The 20,514-nt window shown below is 58.5% G+C and carries 34 protein-coding genes; 30 read left to right on the top strand and 4 right to left on the bottom strand.

The window, feature by feature from the left end; all coding sequences use genetic code 11:
- The coding region (locus tag Q0U90_RS03680) for a hypothetical protein (RefSeq protein ID WP_297451797.1) at positions 1–238 on the top strand (238 nt) is incomplete at its 5' end.
- Positions 239–261: 23 nt separating this feature from the next.
- Here Q0U90_RS03680 and Q0U90_RS03675 read toward each other — a convergent pair.
- Genes Q0U90_RS03675 through Q0U90_RS03665 form a run of 3 tightly spaced genes read right to left on the bottom strand, consistent with a single transcriptional unit; the run spans position 262 to position 2,359 of the window.
- Complete coding sequence (locus tag Q0U90_RS03675) at positions 262–1,443, bottom strand: tyrosine-type recombinase/integrase (RefSeq protein WP_297451791.1); 1,182 nt, start codon at positions 1,441–1,443, stop codon at positions 262–264.
- Complete coding sequence (locus Q0U90_RS03670) at positions 1,440–1,838, bottom strand: ImmA/IrrE family metallo-endopeptidase (protein WP_297451788.1); 399 nt, start codon at positions 1,836–1,838, stop codon at positions 1,440–1,442. The genes Q0U90_RS03675 and Q0U90_RS03670 overlap by 4 nt, the downstream gene beginning before the upstream one ends.
- Positions 1,839–1,897: 59 nt before the next feature.
- A complete protein-coding gene (locus tag Q0U90_RS03665) occupies positions 1,898–2,359 on the bottom strand; it encodes a helix-turn-helix transcriptional regulator (protein ID WP_297451785.1) in 462 nt (153 codons plus the stop codon).
- A 169-nt stretch (positions 2,360–2,528) separates the two neighbouring features.
- Here Q0U90_RS03665 and Q0U90_RS03660 point away from each other — a divergent pair, with 169 nt between their 5' ends.
- The 24 genes from Q0U90_RS03660 to Q0U90_RS03550 all read left to right on the top strand — a co-directional run bounded on the left by Q0U90_RS03660 (position 2,529) and on the right by Q0U90_RS03550 (position 15,395).
- Complete coding sequence (locus tag Q0U90_RS03660; RefSeq protein ID WP_297451782.1) at positions 2,529–2,780, top strand: helix-turn-helix domain-containing protein; 252 nt, start codon at positions 2,529–2,531, stop codon at positions 2,778–2,780.
- Positions 2,780–3,775: a lambda-exonuclease family protein gene (locus Q0U90_RS03655; protein ID WP_297451779.1), complete on the top strand. Its 996-nt coding sequence runs from the start codon at positions 2,780–2,782 to the stop codon at positions 3,773–3,775. The genes Q0U90_RS03660 and Q0U90_RS03655 overlap by 1 nt, the downstream gene beginning before the upstream one ends.
- Before the next feature lie 2 nt (positions 3,776–3,777).
- Complete coding sequence (gene recT, locus Q0U90_RS03650) at positions 3,778–4,608, top strand: recombination protein RecT (RefSeq protein ID WP_297451776.1); 831 nt, start codon at positions 3,778–3,780, stop codon at positions 4,606–4,608.
- The gene (locus tag Q0U90_RS11610; RefSeq protein ID WP_366516620.1) at positions 4,605–4,916 is read left to right on the top strand and encodes a WhiB family transcriptional regulator; all 312 of its coding nucleotides are present in this window, start codon (positions 4,605–4,607) and stop codon (positions 4,914–4,916) included. The genes recT and Q0U90_RS11610 overlap by 4 nt, the downstream gene beginning before the upstream one ends.
- The gene (locus Q0U90_RS03645) at positions 4,906–5,736 is read left to right on the top strand and encodes a helix-turn-helix domain-containing protein (RefSeq protein ID WP_297451772.1); all 831 of its coding nucleotides are present in this window, start codon (positions 4,906–4,908) and stop codon (positions 5,734–5,736) included. The genes Q0U90_RS11610 and Q0U90_RS03645 overlap by 11 nt, the downstream gene beginning before the upstream one ends.
- Positions 5,724–6,107: a hypothetical protein gene (locus tag Q0U90_RS03640; RefSeq protein WP_297451769.1), complete on the top strand. Its 384-nt coding sequence runs from the start codon at positions 5,724–5,726 to the stop codon at positions 6,105–6,107. Before Q0U90_RS03645 ends, Q0U90_RS03640 begins: the two co-directional genes overlap by 13 nt.
- Positions 6,104–6,484, top strand: coding sequence for a hypothetical protein (locus Q0U90_RS03635; protein WP_297451768.1), 381 nt, complete (start codon positions 6,104–6,106; stop codon positions 6,482–6,484). Before Q0U90_RS03640 ends, Q0U90_RS03635 begins: the two co-directional genes overlap by 4 nt.
- A gap of 43 nt (positions 6,485–6,527) precedes the next feature.
- Entirely contained in the window at positions 6,528–7,811 is a 1,284-nt protein-coding gene (locus Q0U90_RS03630; protein WP_297451765.1) for a DNA methyltransferase, read from the top strand.
- Complete coding sequence (locus Q0U90_RS03625; protein ID WP_297451763.1) at positions 7,812–8,273, top strand: hypothetical protein; 462 nt, start codon at positions 7,812–7,814, stop codon at positions 8,271–8,273. It abuts the gene before it with no gap.
- The gene (locus Q0U90_RS03620; protein ID WP_297451760.1) at positions 8,273–8,587 is read left to right on the top strand and encodes a hypothetical protein; all 315 of its coding nucleotides are present in this window, start codon (positions 8,273–8,275) and stop codon (positions 8,585–8,587) included. Before Q0U90_RS03625 ends, Q0U90_RS03620 begins: the two co-directional genes overlap by 1 nt.
- Positions 8,588–8,689: 102 nt before the next feature.
- Positions 8,690–8,992: a hypothetical protein gene (locus tag Q0U90_RS03615; RefSeq protein WP_297451757.1), complete on the top strand. Its 303-nt coding sequence runs from the start codon at positions 8,690–8,692 to the stop codon at positions 8,990–8,992.
- A gap of 14 nt (positions 8,993–9,006) precedes the next feature.
- The gene (locus tag Q0U90_RS03610) at positions 9,007–9,312 is read left to right on the top strand and encodes a hypothetical protein (protein WP_297451754.1); all 306 of its coding nucleotides are present in this window, start codon (positions 9,007–9,009) and stop codon (positions 9,310–9,312) included.
- A complete protein-coding gene (locus Q0U90_RS03605; protein ID WP_297451752.1) occupies positions 9,305–9,598 on the top strand; it encodes a hypothetical protein in 294 nt (97 codons plus the stop codon). Before Q0U90_RS03610 ends, Q0U90_RS03605 begins: the two co-directional genes overlap by 8 nt.
- Before the next feature lie 154 nt (positions 9,599–9,752).
- Positions 9,753–10,172 carry a single-stranded DNA-binding protein gene (gene ssb / locus Q0U90_RS03600; RefSeq protein ID WP_297451750.1) on the top strand — a complete coding sequence of 140 codons (420 nt, stop codon included), beginning with the start codon at positions 9,753–9,755 and terminating at the stop codon, positions 10,170–10,172.
- Between the two features lie 70 nt (positions 10,173–10,242).
- The gene (locus Q0U90_RS03595; RefSeq protein ID WP_297451746.1) at positions 10,243–10,530 is read left to right on the top strand and encodes a hypothetical protein; all 288 of its coding nucleotides are present in this window, start codon (positions 10,243–10,245) and stop codon (positions 10,528–10,530) included.
- A 10-nt stretch (positions 10,531–10,540) separates the two neighbouring features.
- Positions 10,541–11,008: a hypothetical protein gene (locus Q0U90_RS03590; RefSeq protein ID WP_297451743.1), complete on the top strand. Its 468-nt coding sequence runs from the start codon at positions 10,541–10,543 to the stop codon at positions 11,006–11,008.
- On the top strand, positions 11,005–11,496 hold the full coding sequence (locus Q0U90_RS03585; RefSeq protein ID WP_297451739.1) for a class I SAM-dependent methyltransferase: 492 nt from the start codon (positions 11,005–11,007) through the stop codon (positions 11,494–11,496). The genes Q0U90_RS03590 and Q0U90_RS03585 overlap by 4 nt, the downstream gene beginning before the upstream one ends.
- Positions 11,483–11,632, top strand: coding sequence for a hypothetical protein (locus tag Q0U90_RS03580; protein WP_297451736.1), 150 nt, complete (start codon positions 11,483–11,485; stop codon positions 11,630–11,632). The genes Q0U90_RS03585 and Q0U90_RS03580 overlap by 14 nt, the downstream gene beginning before the upstream one ends.
- Positions 11,629–11,997, top strand: coding sequence for a hypothetical protein (locus Q0U90_RS03575; RefSeq protein ID WP_297451733.1), 369 nt, complete (start codon positions 11,629–11,631; stop codon positions 11,995–11,997). The genes Q0U90_RS03580 and Q0U90_RS03575 overlap by 4 nt, the downstream gene beginning before the upstream one ends.
- The gene (locus tag Q0U90_RS03570; RefSeq protein WP_297451730.1) at positions 11,981–12,445 is read left to right on the top strand and encodes a hypothetical protein; all 465 of its coding nucleotides are present in this window, start codon (positions 11,981–11,983) and stop codon (positions 12,443–12,445) included. Before Q0U90_RS03575 ends, Q0U90_RS03570 begins: the two co-directional genes overlap by 17 nt.
- Positions 12,442–12,693: a hypothetical protein gene (locus tag Q0U90_RS03565; RefSeq protein WP_297451727.1), complete on the top strand. Its 252-nt coding sequence runs from the start codon at positions 12,442–12,444 to the stop codon at positions 12,691–12,693. The genes Q0U90_RS03570 and Q0U90_RS03565 overlap by 4 nt, the downstream gene beginning before the upstream one ends.
- Positions 12,680–12,952, top strand: coding sequence for a hypothetical protein (locus Q0U90_RS03560; protein ID WP_297451724.1), 273 nt, complete (start codon positions 12,680–12,682; stop codon positions 12,950–12,952). Before Q0U90_RS03565 ends, Q0U90_RS03560 begins: the two co-directional genes overlap by 14 nt.
- Positions 12,953–13,009: 57 nt before the next feature.
- Positions 13,010–13,369, top strand: a complete 360-nt coding sequence (locus Q0U90_RS03555) for a hypothetical protein (RefSeq protein WP_297451721.1) — start codon at positions 13,010–13,012, stop codon at positions 13,367–13,369.
- 313 nt (positions 13,370–13,682) lie between these two features.
- A complete protein-coding gene (locus Q0U90_RS03550) occupies positions 13,683–15,395 on the top strand; it encodes a terminase family protein (protein WP_297451718.1) in 1,713 nt (570 codons plus the stop codon).
- A 195-nt stretch (positions 15,396–15,590) separates the two neighbouring features.
- On the opposite strand, the gene Q0U90_RS03545 is transcribed toward Q0U90_RS03550, so the two are convergent.
- Complete coding sequence (locus Q0U90_RS03545) at positions 15,591–15,734, bottom strand: hypothetical protein (protein WP_297451715.1); 144 nt, start codon at positions 15,732–15,734, stop codon at positions 15,591–15,593.
- Between the two features lie 284 nt (positions 15,735–16,018).
- On the opposite strand from Q0U90_RS03545, the gene Q0U90_RS03540 reads away from it, so the two are divergent.
- Genes Q0U90_RS03540 through Q0U90_RS03520 form a run of 5 tightly spaced genes read left to right on the top strand, consistent with a single transcriptional unit; the run spans position 16,019 to position 20,492 of the window.
- A complete protein-coding gene (locus Q0U90_RS03540; protein ID WP_297451712.1) occupies positions 16,019–16,336 on the top strand; it encodes a hypothetical protein in 318 nt (105 codons plus the stop codon).
- The gene (locus Q0U90_RS03535; RefSeq protein ID WP_297451709.1) at positions 16,337–17,830 is read left to right on the top strand and encodes a hypothetical protein; all 1,494 of its coding nucleotides are present in this window, start codon (positions 16,337–16,339) and stop codon (positions 17,828–17,830) included. It abuts the gene before it with no gap.
- Positions 17,827–20,091 carry a phage minor head protein gene (locus tag Q0U90_RS03530; RefSeq protein WP_297451706.1) on the top strand — a complete coding sequence of 755 codons (2,265 nt, stop codon included), beginning with the start codon at positions 17,827–17,829 and terminating at the stop codon, positions 20,089–20,091. The genes Q0U90_RS03535 and Q0U90_RS03530 overlap by 4 nt, the downstream gene beginning before the upstream one ends.
- The gene (locus tag Q0U90_RS03525; RefSeq protein WP_297451703.1) at positions 20,088–20,336 is read left to right on the top strand and encodes a glutaredoxin family protein; all 249 of its coding nucleotides are present in this window, start codon (positions 20,088–20,090) and stop codon (positions 20,334–20,336) included. Before Q0U90_RS03530 ends, Q0U90_RS03525 begins: the two co-directional genes overlap by 4 nt.
- Complete coding sequence (locus Q0U90_RS03520) at positions 20,337–20,492, top strand: hypothetical protein (RefSeq protein WP_297451700.1); 156 nt, start codon at positions 20,337–20,339, stop codon at positions 20,490–20,492.
- Positions 20,493–20,514: the final 22 nt, after the last annotated feature.

Raw genomic sequence — 20,514 nt, 5'->3', positions numbered from 1 at the left:
AGAGCACGGCTCTCCTAAAGCCGGTGTCGGAGGTTCGATTCCTCTCTGGGGCGCTAAAAACACCGCATACGCTGCACGTATACAACAGTTCAAACGATGGGTAAGCGACCTGAAAGTCGAAAAACATCATTTATCCATCAGTTTGACAACCAGCGTATATTTAAAAGCGAGTTCCCTTTCGAGCTCAAGTGCGGTTGGGTGTACCGCTCATTTTGTCCAAGAAACGCGGCTGGCGTAACCACTGGCCGCGTTTCGCTATATCTAGGCAAATTTCTCTAGCACTGATGTCAGGTCTGGCGCCTGCGCAGCCCGCGCCGCAATGTAGTGCTTCCGAGTCATTGACACGCTCGAGTGCCCCAGCTGTGCCGCCGCTTCCTCATCGCCGATTTCACGGTCAATTAAGGTCGCCACGGTGCGCCGCAGAGTACGGAACTGAACACTATCCATTCCCGCCGCGTGGCGTGCCCTCCGCCACTGCTTATTGATGTTCGTTGGTTCGCGGAAAGTCCCCTTCGACGAAGGGAAGATAGGCGACAGTGGGCTGGCGTGGATTTGCTGCCGTTGCATTACTGCCAGGATCTGCACTGCATACGGTGGCAGGGTAAGCACACGCTGGTTCTTCGTCTTGGTATACGCCTGACGCACAAGACCTTCGCCGGAGCGGCGCACCATCGTCGCAGCAATGAGCATCGTGGGAGCCGGCGCGAGCATATCTACGTCACACCACCTCACCGCCGCTAGCTCCCCTGTTCGGCATCCTGTAGCCAAAAGCAGGTCGAAGAACTGCAGGAGGTCGTGTGCTCTGCCCTCACTGCGTGCGTCCGGTTTCTTCGGATTCCCCGCGTCATCGATACGCCCGGCTGCCCATTCTTCGACAATTTTGCGAAGGTGGACGAGTTGAGCAATGGTGATGACCTCGACGGGTTTCCGCTGTGGCCGTGGTTTCGGAAGGCTAGCGACAGGGTTCGTTGAGATGGCATCGTGCGCGACTGCTGCGGCGAATGACTGGTGGAGTATCGAGCTGGCGCGGATTCGCACGCTGGGTTTCATGCCCTCGAGGACAGTGGATATCCGGCCCGGCGTGATTTCTTCTAGCCGTATTTCTCCTATTACTGGGTTGATGCTGGCATTTATCGTTTGGCGGTAATCGTCAATGGTTTGTGGCTCGACACCGGTTTTCCGCTCTAGCCAGTACTCGGTGAGTTCGCTAATAGTGGTGGTTCGTGTGATGCCGTTTTCTGCCGTCACGGATGCGCTGAGTGTCGCGAGTCGTTCGCGGAGCGCCGCTTTCGCTTTGTTTGTTGTAGCGCCGCGCGCGGAGACGAGGCGGAGTTTGCCATCGGCGAAGCGGAACCGGGCGCGGGCTTCTTTCCTCCCCTTGATGTCGATGACGGCGATGTCGCCCCAGGTTCCGATTGGGGTTCGTGGTCGGCCAGTCATCATGGCACCTGTGGGAGATCGAGGAGGGCACGGCAGATGATGGCGGCTTCAGCTGGTGATGCGGTGGTAAGTCGTGCTGTGAGAGTGTCGCGGTCGATGTCGAGGACTTCGGCAAGGGCTGCGTGTTTTGTGTCGCAGCCTTCCCAGATGATGGCATCGACGAGTTGTTCGAGTGGTACGAGGTTTCGGGCGGCTTCTTCGTCGACTTTCTTTTCTTCGCGGGCGTAGAGGTATGCGGGGAGGTTGGGGATGATGCCGCGTTTGATGTGGGCGAGTTCGTGGGCCAGTGTGCAGCGGCGGCCTTGGGGTGTGAGTTTGCTATTGAGCCAGACTGTTTTTCCGTCGGTGAGTCCGGCGATTCCGTCCGGAAGCGGGGTGTCAATGATTGTGTTGTCCATGACCGTATTTGTAGCACATGGTTTCGATTGGCATTTCACTTTATTCGAACAAGGGTGCGTTATTGTTCGAATGTGGACGAGTCACGCCGATCCACGGTCCTCGCAACAAGGGGAACGGCACTAGCTGGCGCGTCGCCGTCGATGCGGCGTCTAATTTCTTCCAGGAGGTCGCTAGTTGGAATGTCCGTGATGTCATCGTAGATTTTTTGATTCGCTTCCAAGAACTCAATCTCAGCCTTGCGGATTTTGGCAGCGTCAGCGCGACCTACGGCGATGAGCTCCTTTGGGGAGATGTCGAGACCCGAGGCGATGCGGGCCAGCGTTTCTGCTGGCGCGACATTTTCAACGATTTCCCCCGCAGCTAGCCATCTAAAGCCTTTTTCTAGGTCCGAGTAGCGGTTTCGAGACAGACCGACGCGCTTGGCAGCCTCCGTGATAGAGACGGTGGGGATGATTCTCTTTCTAGCGCGTTCAATAAGCTCCGACTCTTCTGGGCGTGGAAGATTGTGGGTGTTGTCCATACCTCGATAGTAGCGACTACCGCGCCTTATTGGACTCTATAGGTAACTAATTAACACTATTTTGCAACGCGGATTATTTGAACCCCACTACCCATAGTGTACTATAGGTACCTATAGACACCTATTGTGTTTAGGTTCCGTAAGTCCCGCATCAGGAAAAGTGAGGAAAATGACAGCACCCATCACCCTTGAGGACATCCGCCATGTCGTCCGAGAAGAACTCGGACGCGCACATCAGACCGACCAAAGCCAGCCCATGAGCCTTAACGAGAAGGACGCCGCCAAATTCATCGGCGTTCCCCACTCGACGCTGCAGCGCTGGCGACGAGACGGTGTCGGCCCCAAGCACTACCGACTCGGCCGGCCAATCTTCTACACCATCGCAGCACTCGAAGAGTGGATGGAAAACGAGGTCAACTAATGACATACACCCAACTGCCCAAAACCGAGACCGAATACGACTGGCTGCTACAACGCAACACAGGTATCGGCTCCTCGGATGCATCAACGATCATGGGACTATCCCCCTACCAAAGCCCCTACTCGCTGTGGGAGATCAAAACTGGACGCGCGCCACTCGACCCGCCAGTCAGCGACCGGCAGCAAGAGCTGCGCGACATGGGCCATGCAATGGAGCCGGTTATCCGTGACCTGACCGCACAGAAGCTCGGCATCAGCATCACCAAAGACGATGTGGCCCTAGCAAGCACCGAGCGCCCCTGGCAGCACTTCAACCCAGACGGCATCACCAGCGATGGGCGCATCTTCGAAGCAAAAAATGTCCACTGGCGCAAAACTGCCGAGTGGAATGGGCAAATCCCAGACCACGCAGAAATCCAAGTACATCACGGCGCCGCAGTAACGGGAATGCATCGAGCGATCGTCACCGGACTGATTGGCGGCAATGAACTGTCAATCCACGAAATCGACATCAACCCCAACGTCGTCGACATCATCACCGAAGCCGAAGCCGCATTCTGGGAGCACGTCGAAAAGGACACTCCCCCACCGCTCGACGGACACGTGCGAACCATGGAATCCCTCACCCGAGAATGGGCGCACCACCCCGGAGCCAAAGAAATCGCGGCCAGCGAAGTAGAGCCATGGCTCATCGAATGGCTCAACGCAAAACAGGAAGAAGCAGACGCAAAGGCCAGGAAAACAAAAGCCGCCGCGCACATCGGGATGCTCATGGAAGGGCATGACCGGCTCATGGACGGCAAGCGACTGCTCGCTCGAGCCCAGCGCGGGCAGCTCAGCCTGTCCAAGTTGCGCGGTGCGCACCCAGACTTGGTGGAGCAGTACATGACGACAAAACCGGCTTTTGACCTTGAGCGCTTCAAGGAAGAACAGGCCGACCTATACACCCAATTTCAAACTGTGAGCATTCGCCCGCAGATATCGAAAGGACTCTAACCATGGCTAAAAATCTCGAACAGCGTCTGGAAAACAAAGCCCCAGCACGCGCGTCCTCTCCAACACTGATGGACCAGATCAAGATGATGGAGAACCAGTTCCAGCTGGCTATGCCACGCGGCGCGGAAGCTGCACAACTTGTGCGCGACGCACTGACACTTCTTCGGCAAACTCCGGGGCTGGCAAACTGCAGCCCCCAAAGCGTTCTCGGCGCCCTGATGACCTGCGCACAGCTAGGACTGCGCCCGGGAGTTCTCGGGCACGCATGGCTGCTGCCATTTAAGAACTACAAGAGCGGGCAAATGGAAGCTCAGCTAGTCATCGGCTACCAGGGCCTCATCGAGCTGGCCCACCGCTCCGGGTCCATTCAGTCAATCAGCGCCCGCACGGTCTACGAAAATGACACATTCGACGTGGACTACGGGCTCTCCGACAACTTAATCCACAAGCCGACAATCTTCGGCGACAAGGGCGCCCCAATCGCTTACTACGCGGTCGTCAAGCTCATTGGCGGAGGCCATGCATTCTACGTGATGAATCAGCAGGAAATGCTGTCCTACCGCGATCGTAACGCGATGGCGAAAACCCGTGACGGCCGGGTAGTCGGCCCATGGGCTGATCACTTCGAAGCGATGGCGCACAAAACCGTGATTCGACAGCTATCTAAGTGGATGCCGAAGGCAACCGAATTCGCCCAGGGCATCAATGCCGATAACAGCGTCCGAGTCGATTTGTCTCCCTCTGCAATTGACTACCCCTCACACGAGGACGGTGAAGCCGCAGAGCCGCCGGTCATTGATGCTGACAGCCCTGAAGGTGATGCCGACCAGTGACATGGGTAGAGCGAGCACAGTGTGTCGGTTGTGACCCGCGGGAATGGGATCTTGATTGGCTCGCAGCCGAGCGGTTCACTAACAGAAAACTTTTTCCGCGGCTGGCTGAGACCCACGCGACACACGTGTGCTCTGGCTGCCCGGTAAAACGAGAATGCGCCCTTGACGCAATCGAATACCAGGACGTCGGCGTGATTCGAGCGGGCGTTGTCCTGCGGGATGGGAAAAACGCAGCCCATAATCGCGCAAAGCTGGTTTTCATCGCAGGTCAAGAGACACGGAAAAGAAGGAAGACGAGTGAGCTTTGAGGCAATGGCGTGGATGCAGGAGCGTGTGCATTTGCTGGAAACGCCATCGGAGGTAGCAGTGTTTCAGTTTCTGTGCTGGCGCGCGAACCCGGATGCCGACCACAGCGTGTGGGTGTCGAAGGCGACAATTGCGGGCCACGCATGCGTGTCAGCGCGGACGGTTGCGACAGTGATCAAGAAGCTGGAGGCCCGTGGTCTATTGATTCGCGGAGAGCAGGCGTATGCGTCTGCGATCCCAGCGAACCGGCGTCCAGTTGTGTGGCGAATCCCGGTTGATTCTCCGGAGTCTGAGGCTGTGGATAACTCGGCCCAGGGGTGCAATGAGGCCACCTCTAGCAAGTCCCAGGGGTGCAATGATTGCATGCCCAGGGGTGCAACTATTTCCACCTTGGGGTGCAACGGTTGCACACAAAAAGAAAAGATAAAAAATAAACCTAAAAAGAAAAGCATGCAGCGCGCGCGAGAAGAATCATCCACAACCCTCGCCACGGTCGCTACGCGACTCGCGGCAGAGGGGTTCACCGAGTCGCAGATCCAGCGGGCTGCCGCGCAGTGGCACCACCGATCTGACATACGCCACCCGAACGCGTTGCGGTTCCTTGCCGAAGATGAGCGAGAACGAGACCGTGTCTACGAAGAAGCCTGGGGCGACGCGCCGCAGGACATCACCGACAGCCATGGAGAATATGACCCATGGGGCGCAAACACGCCTGTACGCCACGCACACACCACAGAAGAGTTACCTATAGTCATCTACTCACATGAACCGCCACAGGCCGACAGCGTGGCGGAGAGAGGGGAAAAACCATGCCTCACATAAGCATCACTCCAGAGGACCTAGCGCATGTCCGCCGCATCCTCAGCCAGTGCCACACCATCGACCCACGGTTCCCTGTCCCCAGCGACATGATGGCAACAGGATGGTTCCTCGTATTCGATGGACGCGGATACACCTGGGAGGAGCTGGAAGCAGGAGTCCTCGAGTTCTTCGCTACTGACACATTCGGGCGAACCCCCACCCCAGGGCTGATTCTAGAAGGCGCAAAATGGGCGCGGAAGCGTCGAGCGGAGGAGTCAGGGCCAGAGGGCGAGTTCCGTCGCGCTATGCGCCGGTGGGAGCAAGACTGCGCCATCGCAGAGGCGGAGGGCGACCACTACCCACGCAAGCCAGAACGAGAGGACTACCTGTGACGACATGGACACTGGTACTGCCCTATTCGAAGCCGCCATTATCGGCGAATCAACGTCTGCATTGGGCGCAGAAGGCGCGGATTACGCGGCAAATAAGACGCGACGCATTCCTGCTAGCCAAGTCAGCGAAGATACCCCCGCTAGAGCGAATCGTCGTACGCATGGAGTACCTGCCGAGAGATAGGCGACGGCGCGACCCGTCGAACCTCATGCCGACGCAAAAAGCGGTCGTGGACGGCTTGGTCGATGCGGGTGTCGTACCGGACGATTGCCCGCCGTTTGTCACTGAATGGATGCCGACGATTACGCCCCACAAGGAGCCTTTGAATGAAACTGACGCTCGCCTGCGAGTATCCATCGAAGCCGTTTCACCATAAAAACCTATAGTTACCTATAGAGCACTACAGATTGGACGACATAATGACAGCTGGAATCGGAACACCAGAGACAATCCGTATCGACAAACTCAATAACTTTCACAAGAACCCACGGCGCGGAAACGTAACAGAAATCGCAGCTAGTATCGCTGCGAATGGGCTATATAAGCCAATCGTAGTCAATCGCGGCACGTACACGAATCGGCCGATGGAGGTTCTCGCCGGGAATCACACGCTAAAGGCGATGCGATTGTTGACAGAGCAGAACCCAGATAGTGCAGAGTACCGGCAGGTTGACTGCTGGATCGTGGATGTTGATAACGACCGGGCGAACCGCATTGTTCTCGCAGATAACCGCACGGCTGACCTCGGCGACTATGACAATCAAACGTTGTTCGACCTCCTAGAATCAATCGACCATGACCTTGATGGAACTGGCTATGGCTACGACGACCTAGCCGAGTTGGCTGGAGAACTCGATTCCATGAGCGCTTCGGAAAGCTTTGTCGAGGAGGATTTCGACGCGACACCTGACGAGTCAACCCCTCCGATTTCACGACTTGGAGATGTTTTCGAGCTCGGGCATCATCGCGTCCTGTGTGGCGACTCAACTGACTCACAACAGATAATAGACAGACTTGTCTACGATGGGCTCGCGGACTGCATTTGGACAGATCCACCTTATGGCGTTAGCTACGTGGGAAAAACGAAAGATGCACTAACAATCCAAAATGACGGCTCAAAGGGGTTGAGTGCATTACTGCACGATGCATTCCAGACATTAGTTGAGGCGAGTAAACATGGAGCACCCGTCTATATAGCGCACGCCGACACAGAAAGAATAACTTTTGAACAGTCAATGCGGGATGCAGGGCTGATTGTTCGCCAGAATCTTGTCTGGGTAAAGCCGACACTGGTGCTTGGCCGGTCGGATTACCACTACAGGCATGAGCCAATTCTGTATGGGTTCACACCCGACGGCGAAGGTCGCCTTGGACGAGGCGGTGAAAGGTGGTTTGGGGACGATTCTCAGACGACTGTTTTCGAAGTTGATAAGCCCGCCAGAAATGGTGACCATCCGACCATGAAGCCAATCGAGCTGATTACTGCCATGCTGCGGAATTCCCTCCCTAAACACGGAATTGTTTTGGATATCTTCGGAGGTTCTGGGTCGACGCTTGTTGCTGCAGAGAAACTGGGGGGGGCGGCACGCCTTGTGGAACTTGATCCACGATACGTGGATGTTATTTGCCGTCGTTGGCAGCATCTAACTGGCGAGTTGCCAGTTCGTGATGGTCAGAAGATTGATTTTTGCGAAAAAGAATAGGTGGTTGAGATGGTTTTCGACCCGTTAAAAACGCGTAAGCAGATGGAGCGCGAAGAGGAGCGAAAAAAGGCGTTGCAGCTGCGCCTTGCCGGAGCGACATACGCCGAGATTGGCGAAGCAATGGGCTGCGGAACAAGCGCAGCACGAATGCGCATCCGAAGCGCATTGAGTGACATTTGTGCTGAGGAGCGCAGCCAGCTGCGCTCAATCGAAGTTGCACGTCTCGACCGCCTGCAGCGTTCATGCTGGACGGCGGCACTGGCTGGCGACCTAGCTGCGATCGACCGGTCCGTGAAAATCATCGACCGGCGCGCGAAGCTGCTCGGTTTAGATGCGCCGCAGCAGCTAGAGGTCGCCTCAACGATGGACGTGGACCTTGACGGGACGGCAGCGAAGATCATGGAGCTTGCCCGAGCGCAGGCCCTTCAGGATGCGCAAGCCGAGATTAATGGCGGTAGCTAGTGGTTGACTACGAAGCGAGATGGGAGCCCGACCCGGCGCTCACGGAAGAGGTTTTGTCGGGGCGTCGGGTTTTATCGGGGTTGGAGCGAGTTGAGGCGCAGTGGGTGGTCGCGGATTTGACTGCGCGCGGGTATTCATCGGACATCATCGGCGCGATGCTGGGATGCACGAGGCGTCACGTGAAAAGAATTCGGGCACGGATTGAGGTGCAGGTGATGATTGCATTCGCCGCTGAGCGGGTGGCGCGCATGCAAGCTCAGGCTCGTGAGGCGGAGGCACTGCGGGTTGCGTACAGGGTGATGGAAAAGAATTGACATAGTGCACTATAGTGCCCTATAGTCTTCTTTAGGGATTATTGGAGCCATGCAAACGAGGAACCAGATAGTCACCTATAGAACACTAAAAGAAAGGGCAACATGAACACCTACACCACAATCAGCGCCGATACGCACAAAATTCATGCCGGATACGACATCAACGGCATCGACTACAGCCTCAGCTTCGACACCAACGGACACACCCTCCAAGAAGTAATCGACGATGCCATCGAATTCTGGAACGAAGCCGAAGGCTCCCACCACGACTTCGAAGTATCCAGCGAGACAGAAAACGACGGCTACGTTGAAATCACTATCTCAGGACACATCACCGACGTCTACAACGAAGGCGAGCCAGTAAACACCATCACGGTCACCATCATCGCGGAAGAAACCGAATAGAAAACCACAAGACCATGAGCACCCCACAAGCAGCTATCTCGAACCTATGGAAAGCCTCCGCAGACCACACCGACGCCCTAATCCGACTCGACGACGAACTCTCCACCCACTGGATGGCCATCATCCGAGGAGAAATCCCCGACACTGACACCAAGCCCCTCACCATCAGAGAAAGGGCCGATATCGCGCTCAAGGCTCAAGCAAAACTTCGGGAAGCCATCGCAGTTGCTGAAACCGCCGGCATTTCCTCAACCGTCATCAAGGCCATCATCGCCAATCCCCGCACACACTTGACCACTAAGGAATTCAACAATGTCTAACCGACTCCCCCATGACGCTCTTGATCTCGCCTACGCCGTCGGAGTTATCGACGCCAAGCCGCGCCCACGAAACCGCGAACCGCGCTACATCCCACCACACAAGAAGCCGGTCAAGCGCAACCCTCGACGCAGGGCATCCCGCCCGGCGGGCCCGCCAGCGATCAGCGCCACCGAAGCTCGCATCACCTCGGCCATCTCAGCCGCAGCAATCATCGTGTCCGCAGTGTCAATGGGCATGGCCACGCAGGCCCATGACATTGCGCTGATGATTAGCGGAGGCAAGTAGATGACCGACCCGAATCACATCCCGGACGATGCCCCAGTGCTCGGATGCGGTACATATGCAATCTTCTGTGGCGCAATCCTCATGCTGATTACTATCTGCGCCCTGCTGTAGAGCACGGCAAAAACCACGACTCTAGAGAAAAAGGACAACACCCATGGCTGGAGAACTCAAAACAACAATTATCGGCAACCTAGTCGGCGACCCGGAACTCAGCTACACCAAAAACGGCACCCCAGTGGCAAACTTCCGCATCGCGCAAGCCGAGCGCGTCTACCGCGACGGACGCTGGGAAGACGGAGACACCATTTTCCTGCCGTGCACTGTATGGCGTGAGCAGGCAGAGGAAGTCGAAGATAAGCTCCGCAAAGGTGACCGGGTAATCGCCCACGGTGCATTAAAGCAGCGCCAGTACGAAACCAAGACCGGCGAAAAGCGATACACCATCGAACTGCTCGTCGACGACATTGGCCCTTCATATCGCTGGGCGCGTAAAACAGCGCCACGCCAGGAATCCTCCGACCCATGGAATGCAGCCTCGCCTGCAGCAACTAAGAGCGACGAGCCGCCCTTCTAGCGGCGCACCCACGTACACCCATCACACTGAATAGTGCACTATAGGCACCTCATAAAAAGGAGAACTCAAAATGAGCCCCATTACAGTCCCTCTCAACATCGAGACCGCGGACCATGTCGTCGAGACCATGGAAGCCGATGCCGCTAGGTGGGAAAAAATTGGTGCCAAGCTCGCTGCCAACGGCTACAAGAAAGAATCAGCCCCCGTCATCTACTGCTCCGACATGAAGCAAAAAAGCCAGGCCGCAGTCGACGCCATCAAAAAAGCCATCAATGACGATTGGCCATGTCTCACCTGCAACCGATGGTCACAGAACTGCTGCGGCCCCTGGGAAACCCCAGAAGAACACGACGACTAGGAGAACACCAATGACACCAGAACAAGCCAGGAAACTACTCGAAGGCACCACACCCGGCCCGCGGGAGGCTAATCACGAATGCCAGGAAGGCGGCACATCTGGCTATGAACAGCAGTACAGCGAAGTTTCTACCCTCGCTGTCACCTATTGGGTCGGCGAACACGCCCCCGCTAGCATTTGCAGGTTCGACTACCACGAAGGGGAGTTTCCATTCGAAGACCTTGACTACATCGGGGAGATGGGCGACATGCGGAAGGACGCGGAACTCATGGCAGCCGCCCCGGGCATGGCCGCAATGATCGCCGGAATGACCACCGAGTACGCGGTGCAGATACCAAACGGGGAACTCGTCGGCGTGGGGTGGAGTTCCTACGAAACCGCACGGGAACACAGAGACGCTTGGCGGCGCGACGGTTACGACGCAAACATCGTCCGCCGATTTGTCACCGCACCACAACCACTAGGAGAAGACCAGTGACCGCGCCCGTCCTCGACGTGACGTGCGGCTCCCGCATGATGTGGTTCGACCCGGACGACGCCCGCGCGCTGTTCGTCGACGAACGCGTCGAGTCCACGGAGGTCTGCGACGGTCGGACCGTCACCGTCCGCCCCGACGTCCAGGCCGACTTCCGGAACCTGCCGTTCCCCGACGAGCAGTTCTCCCACGTCGTCTTCGACCCGCCGCACCTCAAGCGCCTCGGCGAAACCTCGTGGACCCGCGTGAAGTACGGCGCACTTTTTCCGACGTGGCGCGATGACCTCGCCGCCGGGTTCTCCGAGTGTTTCCGCGTGCTCCGCCCCGGCGGGACGCTGATCTTCAAGTGGAACGAGTACCAGATCCCCGTCAGCGAGGTGCTGGCACTGACCGACGCCAAGCCCCTGTATGGGCACCGATCGGGGCGTGCCAGCAAGACCCATTGGATTGCATTCATGAAGGACGAAAGGAACGACTATGACCGTGATTGAGCTCCCGGACGATGACGGCATCGAATTCGACGCGGGCGACCTCGGCACCGCATGGCTCCCATACACCGAACCCCGCGCATGTGACCTCGAAGCCCTCGCCACAGCCCTCATCCAACACGCCAAGGACATGCAATGACCACACTCGACCAGTGCCCACCAGACCAGTGGGAGAACCTGACCGGAATGTGGGTCGAAAACCCACACGGCACCCTCGGCATCCTCCGAGCCATCTCACACAGCACCGGCGGGGTCAAGGCCCGCATCATGTGGCCACGCGCCGGGGGTGGTACGCAAACCGCTTTTACACCCGCCGCAATCCTCACCCTGCGCTATGACCTACCCCGGGCGTGGAACCCGGACGGCACGCCAGCACGCGGGCACACCACCAACCTTGAGGAAATCGCCGACGAATACCGCAACCACTGCCTAGCCAACGGCGACGACAACACAGTCGCGTGGATAGACCACAAGAGGGGAGAACCCAATGAGCAACATCGCTGATCTTGAGGAGCGCATCAACAGCGCGGAAGCTGTGCTCGAAGCGCTCTCGGCGGAACTCGAATCGCTCAAACAGCAAGAGCAGCCGGAGCCGGAGCCGGAGTCACTGTTCGGGCGCTGGGCAACACACCCGGAATACGGGCGTGGAATCATTATCTCCAGCGAGCCCGACGGTGACGGAGAAGTGCGGTTCGCCTGCCGAAGCGGCAGTTACCCGGACGGCGCGACACGTTTCGACCGCCCTGAATCCTTCGACCTTGACCCGGCGACCCTCAGCACTGCCGAGGACTTCGAGGACGCGCCAGAAGGCACCATCGCCGAAGCCACCACGGAACCCCGCGACGTATACGTCAATGACGGGGGGCGGTGGTGGGTGGCCGGCGACAACGTCGAAGCAAATCCCACCACAATGCCCCCGTGCCGCGTTATCCGATGGGGGAACGGACAATGAGACGCGAACCAGACCGAGAAAGCATCACCGGATATCACCGCACCACATGGGCCGAATGGGACTTCGGTGATGAAAACAAATGGCAAAACGTGAACCGGCGATACGCGACCGGCCACAAAGACGACGAAATAACTATCTACTCGGCAGACGCAGGCCAGCACATCACAATCCCCGCATGTGAGGCTCCGTCACTCATTGCGGCACTGAAATCCGCTGTTGAATGGGAGAAAACAAATGAGACTGTCTGACCAGGTACGCGCTCTAGAAGAAGAAAACACCCGGCTACGCGCAGCGCTCGCCGCAGAGCAGGACAACCGCCGGAAATGGCAAGGGGCACTCAACCGCGCCGAGGACATCACCCAAAAACACATGGATAACGCGATGTCCCAATGGGACAGAGAACATGCGCTCGGGGACAAGGTAGGAATGACGATTTACACCCAAAAATGCGTCGGACTCACCTACGCCCTTTCCGCTATCGAAAAAGCAAGAAAAGAAGCCAAGTGACCCAGCCACCAAGCGAGACCGCACTGACTGGGTATGCGAAGCACGATAGGAGAAACATTGACCGCGTGGCTGCACACTTGCACCATCAACGACCTCACCGGCGTCACCGCCGAACACCCGCCCGTCCGAGTCTGCGGTGACGCCACAACGCTCATGGACACATTCGGGAACACACACCCCGAATACGTCCGTCGCGGTGACACCTGGGTGCGCACCCGGCCACACCGCATGAACCCCGACGGCACACCCGACCACGATAAAACCCAGTGGTCGAACGCTAACGGGCAACTCGCCATCACACACGAAGACACCAGGCCATGGCACCCAACCAGCGGGGAACACCACCGGGTGTGGTATCAGGACAACAAGGAGGCCTCAGTGAAATCATCGCCTGGCGATACGGGAAATAACTGCTAAAATAAACCACGGTTCACCGTTTAGATGCCGCACGCATCCGGACACCGCTCGTGAACCAGCGCGCACAGCCCAGACTGCCACCACACAGGCATAGTCTGGGCTTTACTTATTCCCCCACAAAAGAAAACCCCACCATGCCAGACTTCCTCGAAAACCACGGCTTCACCCAGCAAGACCAAGACAACGCCGCAATAAAGAGCTACGCCAGCACCATCGCCGCGTTCTATCACGAACTACGCGATAACAATATCTCTGCAAGCCACGCCCTCACACTCACAAAAACATTCATACACGAAACCATCCAAGCAAACACATGACAACCAACCACCTCACCCACCTCATCAACCAACACACCACAGGATGGACCCCCGCCCAAAAACACGCCCTCACCCAACGCATCCAAGCAGAAACAACACGCCAAAGCGTCACCCACGACTACCCCACCCCAGGCGACCTAGCCCAAGCAATCGACCCAAAAACAATCCAAACCCCAGCCCTAAAACTAATCGACCATCAACTCAGATGGGCGCTCACCACACCAGACGCGCGCCTAGCGATTAGCATCAGCCCCCAGGAGGGCAAGACCACCCGCGTCGGCATCTGGGGCGTCCTCCACGCCCTCATCGAAAACCCCGACCGGCGCATCGTCCTAGCCTCCTACAGCGTCAACCTCGCAAGAAACACAGCTCGCGCCGCCCGCAATATCATCCGCGAATACGGCACCGGCGCACGCGACAGCCTGACAGGAGCCCCACTGCCCGACCGCCTGGGAATCTCCCTGGCAGAAGACAACGCTTCCGCATCATCATGGTCAATCCGCGGCCATAGAGGAGGAATGTACGCCGTCGGCGTCGGCGGCTCACTGACCGGTGAACGAGCAGACGTGCTCATCATTGACGACCCAGTCAAGGGCATGCTGGAGGCCGACAGTGTCATCGAGCGCCAGAAGGTCATCACATGGTGGGAATCCGTGGCACAAACCCGACTCGCCCCCGGCGCACCGGTAATTATCATCATGACCCGCTGGCATGAAGATGACCTTGTGGGGCATTTGGTGAAGCAGGACCAGGCGAAGGGTGCGGATACGTGGCGTGTGGTGAATATCCCGGCGATAGCCACGCCTGGGGTGCCGGACGCGCTGGGGCGCGCCCCTGGTGTGGCGATGGAGTCAGCGCGCGGGAGAACCGTGGAGGATTTTGAGCGTATCCGTGATGACGTTGGTGAGCGAGTGTGGTCAGCGCTGTATCTCGGCCGACCAACACCTGCCGGCGGTGGCCTTTTCTCAGCTGAATGGTTCGCACGCCACCGCGCCCCATCACTGCCTAACAGTGGAGTGGCGGCCACCATAGTCAGCATCGACCCAGCAGAAACCGGGCGACGCGACGAAGCTGGAATAATCGGCCTATCCGTCACAAGCGACAGCGTCGCATGGGTGACAGATGACCGCTCGGGTCGGATGCAGTCGGACGAGTGGGCGCGCGCGGCGGTGCTCCTGGCGCTAGAGCTTCGCGCCGGGGAAATCCTTTTCGAAGCTTTTACCACGGGGCAGACATACGAGCGGGTAATTAGTAACGCCTGGGAGCGCGTGCGCAAGGAATCTCTTTTGCTTCGCGCGTCCGATGGCGATGTAGCGGACGCCGCGATTGCCTACGCTGACGACCCGCAGCGCCCCGCGGACTGCTACCGCGCTCTCAATGAAGTATCCATGGTGGCAGTTCCCAACCAGGACAGCCCCCCGTTTCGTATCCAACCGTGGCGAGCAAAAGGTGACAAGGTCGCCCGCGCCGCAGGTACCCGCCAGGCAGCATCAACCGGCAGACTCCGCATCGTCGGCACACAACCCGAGCTGGAAAACCAGGCCGTGTCGTGGCTGCCAGGCCAGCACTCCCCGGACCGCATGGACGCTCTCGTCAATGGCTTTGAACGCTGCATGCAGCTAGTCGGAGGCCGCACGCAGATTGCGACGCCGACCGATACGGTTTCTCCCGCGCCGGGCGCTGGGTTTTGGGCATCGACTATCGGTTAGCGCGTGGCCGGTTTTGCGACCATTCGAGAATATCTTTTTCTAGCCATAACGCGGTTCTGGAATCTAGATGCCTGACCGGTGCGGGAGCTTGGCCCCTAGTGACATAGGCAAGCCATGTTCGCAGTTGAACTCCGATGTGGTCCGCGCACTGGCGGCCAATCCAGTATCGGTCGCCAGTGCCGGTATCGAGGATGACTAGCATACGTCAGTCCGGTTTTTGTAGATGGTAAGCGCGACTGCGTAGATGATGCCAACTGTGAAAATTGTCCACGCAAGTGGGCTGGCATGGAGGGACAGAAGTGCTATGCCGATGATTCCGTAGAAGATGACGTCCTTCATTGTTTTTCCTTTCGTTTTGTGGGGTAAGGTGGGGAGGGAACCCCTCCCCGGATAGTCCCTCTATCCGGGGCGGGGTTCTTACTTTTTCTTCGTTATTTTCTTCCTTTCTGGCCTATAGAGGATTAGCTCTAGGGTCCTATTTGCTTCGTGCCATCCGATGAGGATTGTGATCACGATTGCTATCCAGTCCATAACATCACCTCCTTTCTATAACCCATTATACATACTGTAGTATGTATTGGCAAATCGTCAAAACGTCACCCACCACACGCACCATGGTGGCCATGACAACACTCATCGCCACCATCATCACCGCCCTCGCCACCATCCGCATCACTCGCCTCATCACCACCGACAAAATAGGCGAACCACTCCGCACATGGGTCACACAACGCAACGGCGAAACCGGCTGGTTCACCTTCCTCATGCACTGCCCATGGTGCACCGGCTACTGGGTAGCCCTCCCCGCCACAGGAACCCTCTGGGCATTCACTGACGCCGCCGCTCTCACCGGACTACCAACCGTCATCGGCTTCATCGCCGCATGGTCAGCACTGGCCTACATCACCGGATACACCCTCACCAACCTCGAGGACCACTAAATGCGCATCACACAACGCCCCACAGAAATCGCAGCCCCCACCCTCACCGCCGCAGCCACAAAACTCACCATCACCGGCACCCACAACCAAATCAAAAAACACACCGGCCACAACGACTGGACCCGCCGCGCCTGGCACTACTACGACGCCATCGGCGAACTCGGCTACGTCTGCGAATGGATTGGCGCATCGCTATCTCGCGTCCGCATCATCCCTTCCAGCATCAACCCAGACACGGGACAACCCACCATGGAATGCGACGACCCCCACGTCGCTCAAATCGTCACCGACATCGCAGGCGGCCCCGCAGGACAAGCCACCATGCTCCGCCGAATCGCCACCGGACTCACAGTCCCCGGCGAAGCCTGGATAGCCATGATTGTCCGTGAAACCGCCAGCACCACTGTCGAAGAATGGCACGTCCTCGCTGCCGACGAAATCAACGACCGCGGAACAAACATCACCCTCCAACTCGACGACGGCACCGACCACACCTTCAACCCCACACAAGACGTCCTCTTCCGCGTCCACCGCCCACACCCTCGAAACGGGCGCGACTCCTACAGCCTCACCCGCAGCGCCCTACCAATCCTCGCTGAAATCGAACGCACCACCGCGGCCATCGACGGCGCAGGCAAATCACGACTAGCAGGAAACGGCCTCCTCCTGGTCCCCCAAGAAATCAGCATGCCCGTCGCCACCCCACCCCGCGCCAACCCAGATGCCCCCGGACTCCCCCAAGAACCCGTCACCATCGACCAACCAGTCACCGCTGCCGACATAATGCAGCAACTACAGCAGGTGATGACTACCGCCATCGCCGACCCCACCAGCGCCGCATCCATGGTGCCCATCGTCATCAAAGCCCCGGCGGACGCACTCGACAAAATCCGACACATCAAACTCGACTCCGACGTCACCCAAACCAACCTGGAAACCCGAGACCGCGCAATCCGACGCCTCGCCATGGCCCTCGATGTCCCCGCCGAAGTCCTCACCGGCATCGGCTCCACCAACCACTGGTCAGCATGGGCCATCGACGAGTCCGGCATCAAGGCACATATTGAGCCACTGATGACCCTCATCTGCGACGCGCTCACCACCGCAGTGCTCCGACCACTCCTCGAAGCAAGCGGACACCCACATCCAGAGGACTACGTCGTATGGTTCGACTCCTCCCCGCTGAAAACAAAATCCAACCGCGAAAAAGACGCCATCGATGCCTTCGACCGTGGAGCAATCAGCTCCATTGCCCTGCGCCGAGAACTGCAGTTCGACGAACTCGACGCAGCCGACCAAGACCCAGACTTCGACCGGGCACTAGCAATCCAACTCGTCACCAAGGCCCCCAGCCTCTTCCCCATGCTCGCCAACGTCATCGGAATCAACGCCGACCTCACCCAGCCGCTTGCCAACACGGCGCAACAATCCGCGCCGGGCACCGAGGACAGGCCAGCACCACAAACACAGCCAACACAGGACGGCACACGATGAACCCCAGCGAATTGTTTGACGCCATCGAGCGAGGACTAACCGCAGCAACTGAACGCGCCATACGCACCTGGGTGGGCACCATCACCCCCCAGGTGTTCCCCACCGTCACCGCCGCCGGGGACGACAACGTCACCATCAACCTTGAAGCAATCCTCGCCGCCACAATGGAATGGCTCGACATTTGGGAGAAAGAAGCATCACCAGCAGTAGCGGCAGCAGCTGCGGCATCGGAAGCAGCAACGCTAGCCGTCCGGGGCGTGACACTGACCCCCCACGATGTGGAGATGCTGGAATCCCTGCAGGAAATCCTCACCGACACCAAAGCAGCCCTGGCCGCGATGAAACTGCCAGCCGATATAGCCACCACAGCCGAAGCTGTCCTCACACTCCCAACATGGCAAGACGCGATCAGTATCTACACCCGCAACGCGGTGAACAAAGTCGTTGGCATGCCAGAAAGCGTGTACCGCGACCTGATCACAAGCCTCATGCAGGCCACCGTCGACGGGGACCTGTCCCTCTTCGAACGCGCCCGCATCGTCCGCGCATACCTCAACATGGACGACGAAGGCGGCTACGAGCAGTGGATGATTCGCGCGAACCGCATCGGCCGCACCGAAACCAACAACGCCATGAACCTCGGAACGCTGCAGGCAGCGAAAGAAGAGCAAGCCATCACCGGCGAAACTCTCCATAAAGCCTGGGTAGCAACCATGGACAGCCGCACCCGCGACTCTCATTTCGCTCTCGACGGCATGCGTCTACCACTCGATGGGAAGTTTCCCGTCGGCGGGTGGGAAGCAGAACACCCCGGCGACCAGAACCTCCCAGCCCACGAGTGCATCAACTGCCGCTGCTCACTGATGATCCTCGGTGAGGACGAACCGCTCCCAGGGGAAGCCGATAGGCAAACCGAACGGGAACGCGCCGACGGGACTATCCACTCACCAGCCGAGGAAGTCGCGCGTCGCGCCAAGCAGGGAGTCACCCGTGCGCGTGACGATGAACCCACGATTACTGCAGCACTGGAAGGGACACGACCCATGCGACGAACCTGGTCAGGAATCCTCGCCCCCATCGGGCAGCGAACCGGCGATGACCGCTCTATCGCACCTGATGCCACCATCACACACCGCGAACTCCCACTACCACTGATGTGGCAAAAGACCACCACCGGCGGGCACGACACCAGCGTCATCATCGGAAAGATTGACGCCGTTGACATCAGCGACGACGCGGTCCGAGCCACCGGCATCATCTTCGACACCCCAGAAGCAATGGAGGCACAAGCACTCCTCGACGACGAGGTCATTCGCCCCTCCGTGGACCTTGTGGACGTGGAACTGCGATGGGACTTTTACGACGCAGACGGAAACCAAACCAGCGAAGAAGACTGGGAGACCACCCCGGACGCCGGTCGCATTATCGCCACCATCACATCCGGCGCCCTTGCCGGTGCGACGCTCGTGTCCACCCCAGCATTCGAGGGAACCAGCATCACCTTGGGCGATCCGGAGGAAAATCAGCAACCAACCGATGAGGACACCGCCCTTGTCGCCTCTGTAATGAGTGAGGACCCCATGCCCAGCATTGAGTGTTTTAAGAACCCACAATTCACTGGCCCCACTGCGCTGACCGTCGAACCAGACGGCCGTGTCTACGGCCACCTCGCGCTATGGGGGACCGAGCACATCGGCGTTGGCCGTGGTGTGACACCGCCGCACTCCAACACCAACTACGCTCTTTTTCACGTCTCCACCCTGCACACCGACGAGGGGCCAATATCAGTTGGGCGCTTAACTGTCGGCTGTGGCCACGCAGACACACGGATGGGGATGCGCGCTGCCGCCGACCACTACGACACCGTGGGCACCACATGGGCATTCGTGAAGGCCGGGGAAGACGAACACGGCATTTGGGTGGCAGGCGTCGTCAATCCTGACGCGGACTCCACCGCCATTACCGCAGGCGCATCGGCCCCGCTTTCCGGCGACTGGCGCAACGTCGGCGGCAACCTCGAACTTGTCGCCGCACTGTCAGTAAACACCCCCGGGTTTCCTGTGCCACGCTCCTACTCAACCACCCCGGAAACCATGAGCGCGCTCGTCGCCTCCGGTGTCATGGGTCGACATCACTGCCAGGAAACCATCGAAGGCATGGTGGAGCGCGCAGTCAATAACCACTTCGCGGCCCGCAGCCGGGAGAACAACGCCGCGGCCCTAGCCGCCAAGGTGCTCGCAAGTCAGGTGAACCAGCAGTGATTACCGTCTACGGCAAACCCGGCTGCCAGTCCTGCCGAGCTACCCGCCGCGTCCTCGCCAAGCAGAACACACCATTCCAATACATCGACCTTGCCGAGCACCCAGAACACATGAAACACATCCGGGGTCTCGGGTACACGGCCCTGCCGGTGGTGACAGTCACCAGCCCTGACGGTGACCTCATTGACCATTGGGCAGAGTTCAGGGTCGAACGAATCAAGAACATAAAAGGCATGGAGGCATAAATGTCATGTGGCGCATGCGGGGGTTCCTACCGCCCCGCACAGTACAAAGTCACTTTCGACGACGGCAGCGAACGGATTTACTTGTCCGAAACAGAAGCCCGAATCGCGGCGACCAACGCCGGTGGCGGGCACATCACCCGCGTGGAAAACACGTAGGTCACCTCCCCCACATACGACT

The organism is uncultured Corynebacterium sp., assembly GCF_946998835.1.
Classification (GTDB): Bacteria; Actinomycetota; Actinomycetes; order Mycobacteriales; family Mycobacteriaceae; genus Corynebacterium.
Note: the sequence above shows the minus strand (reverse complement) of the source record. Positions and strands in the feature narration are given on the sequence as shown.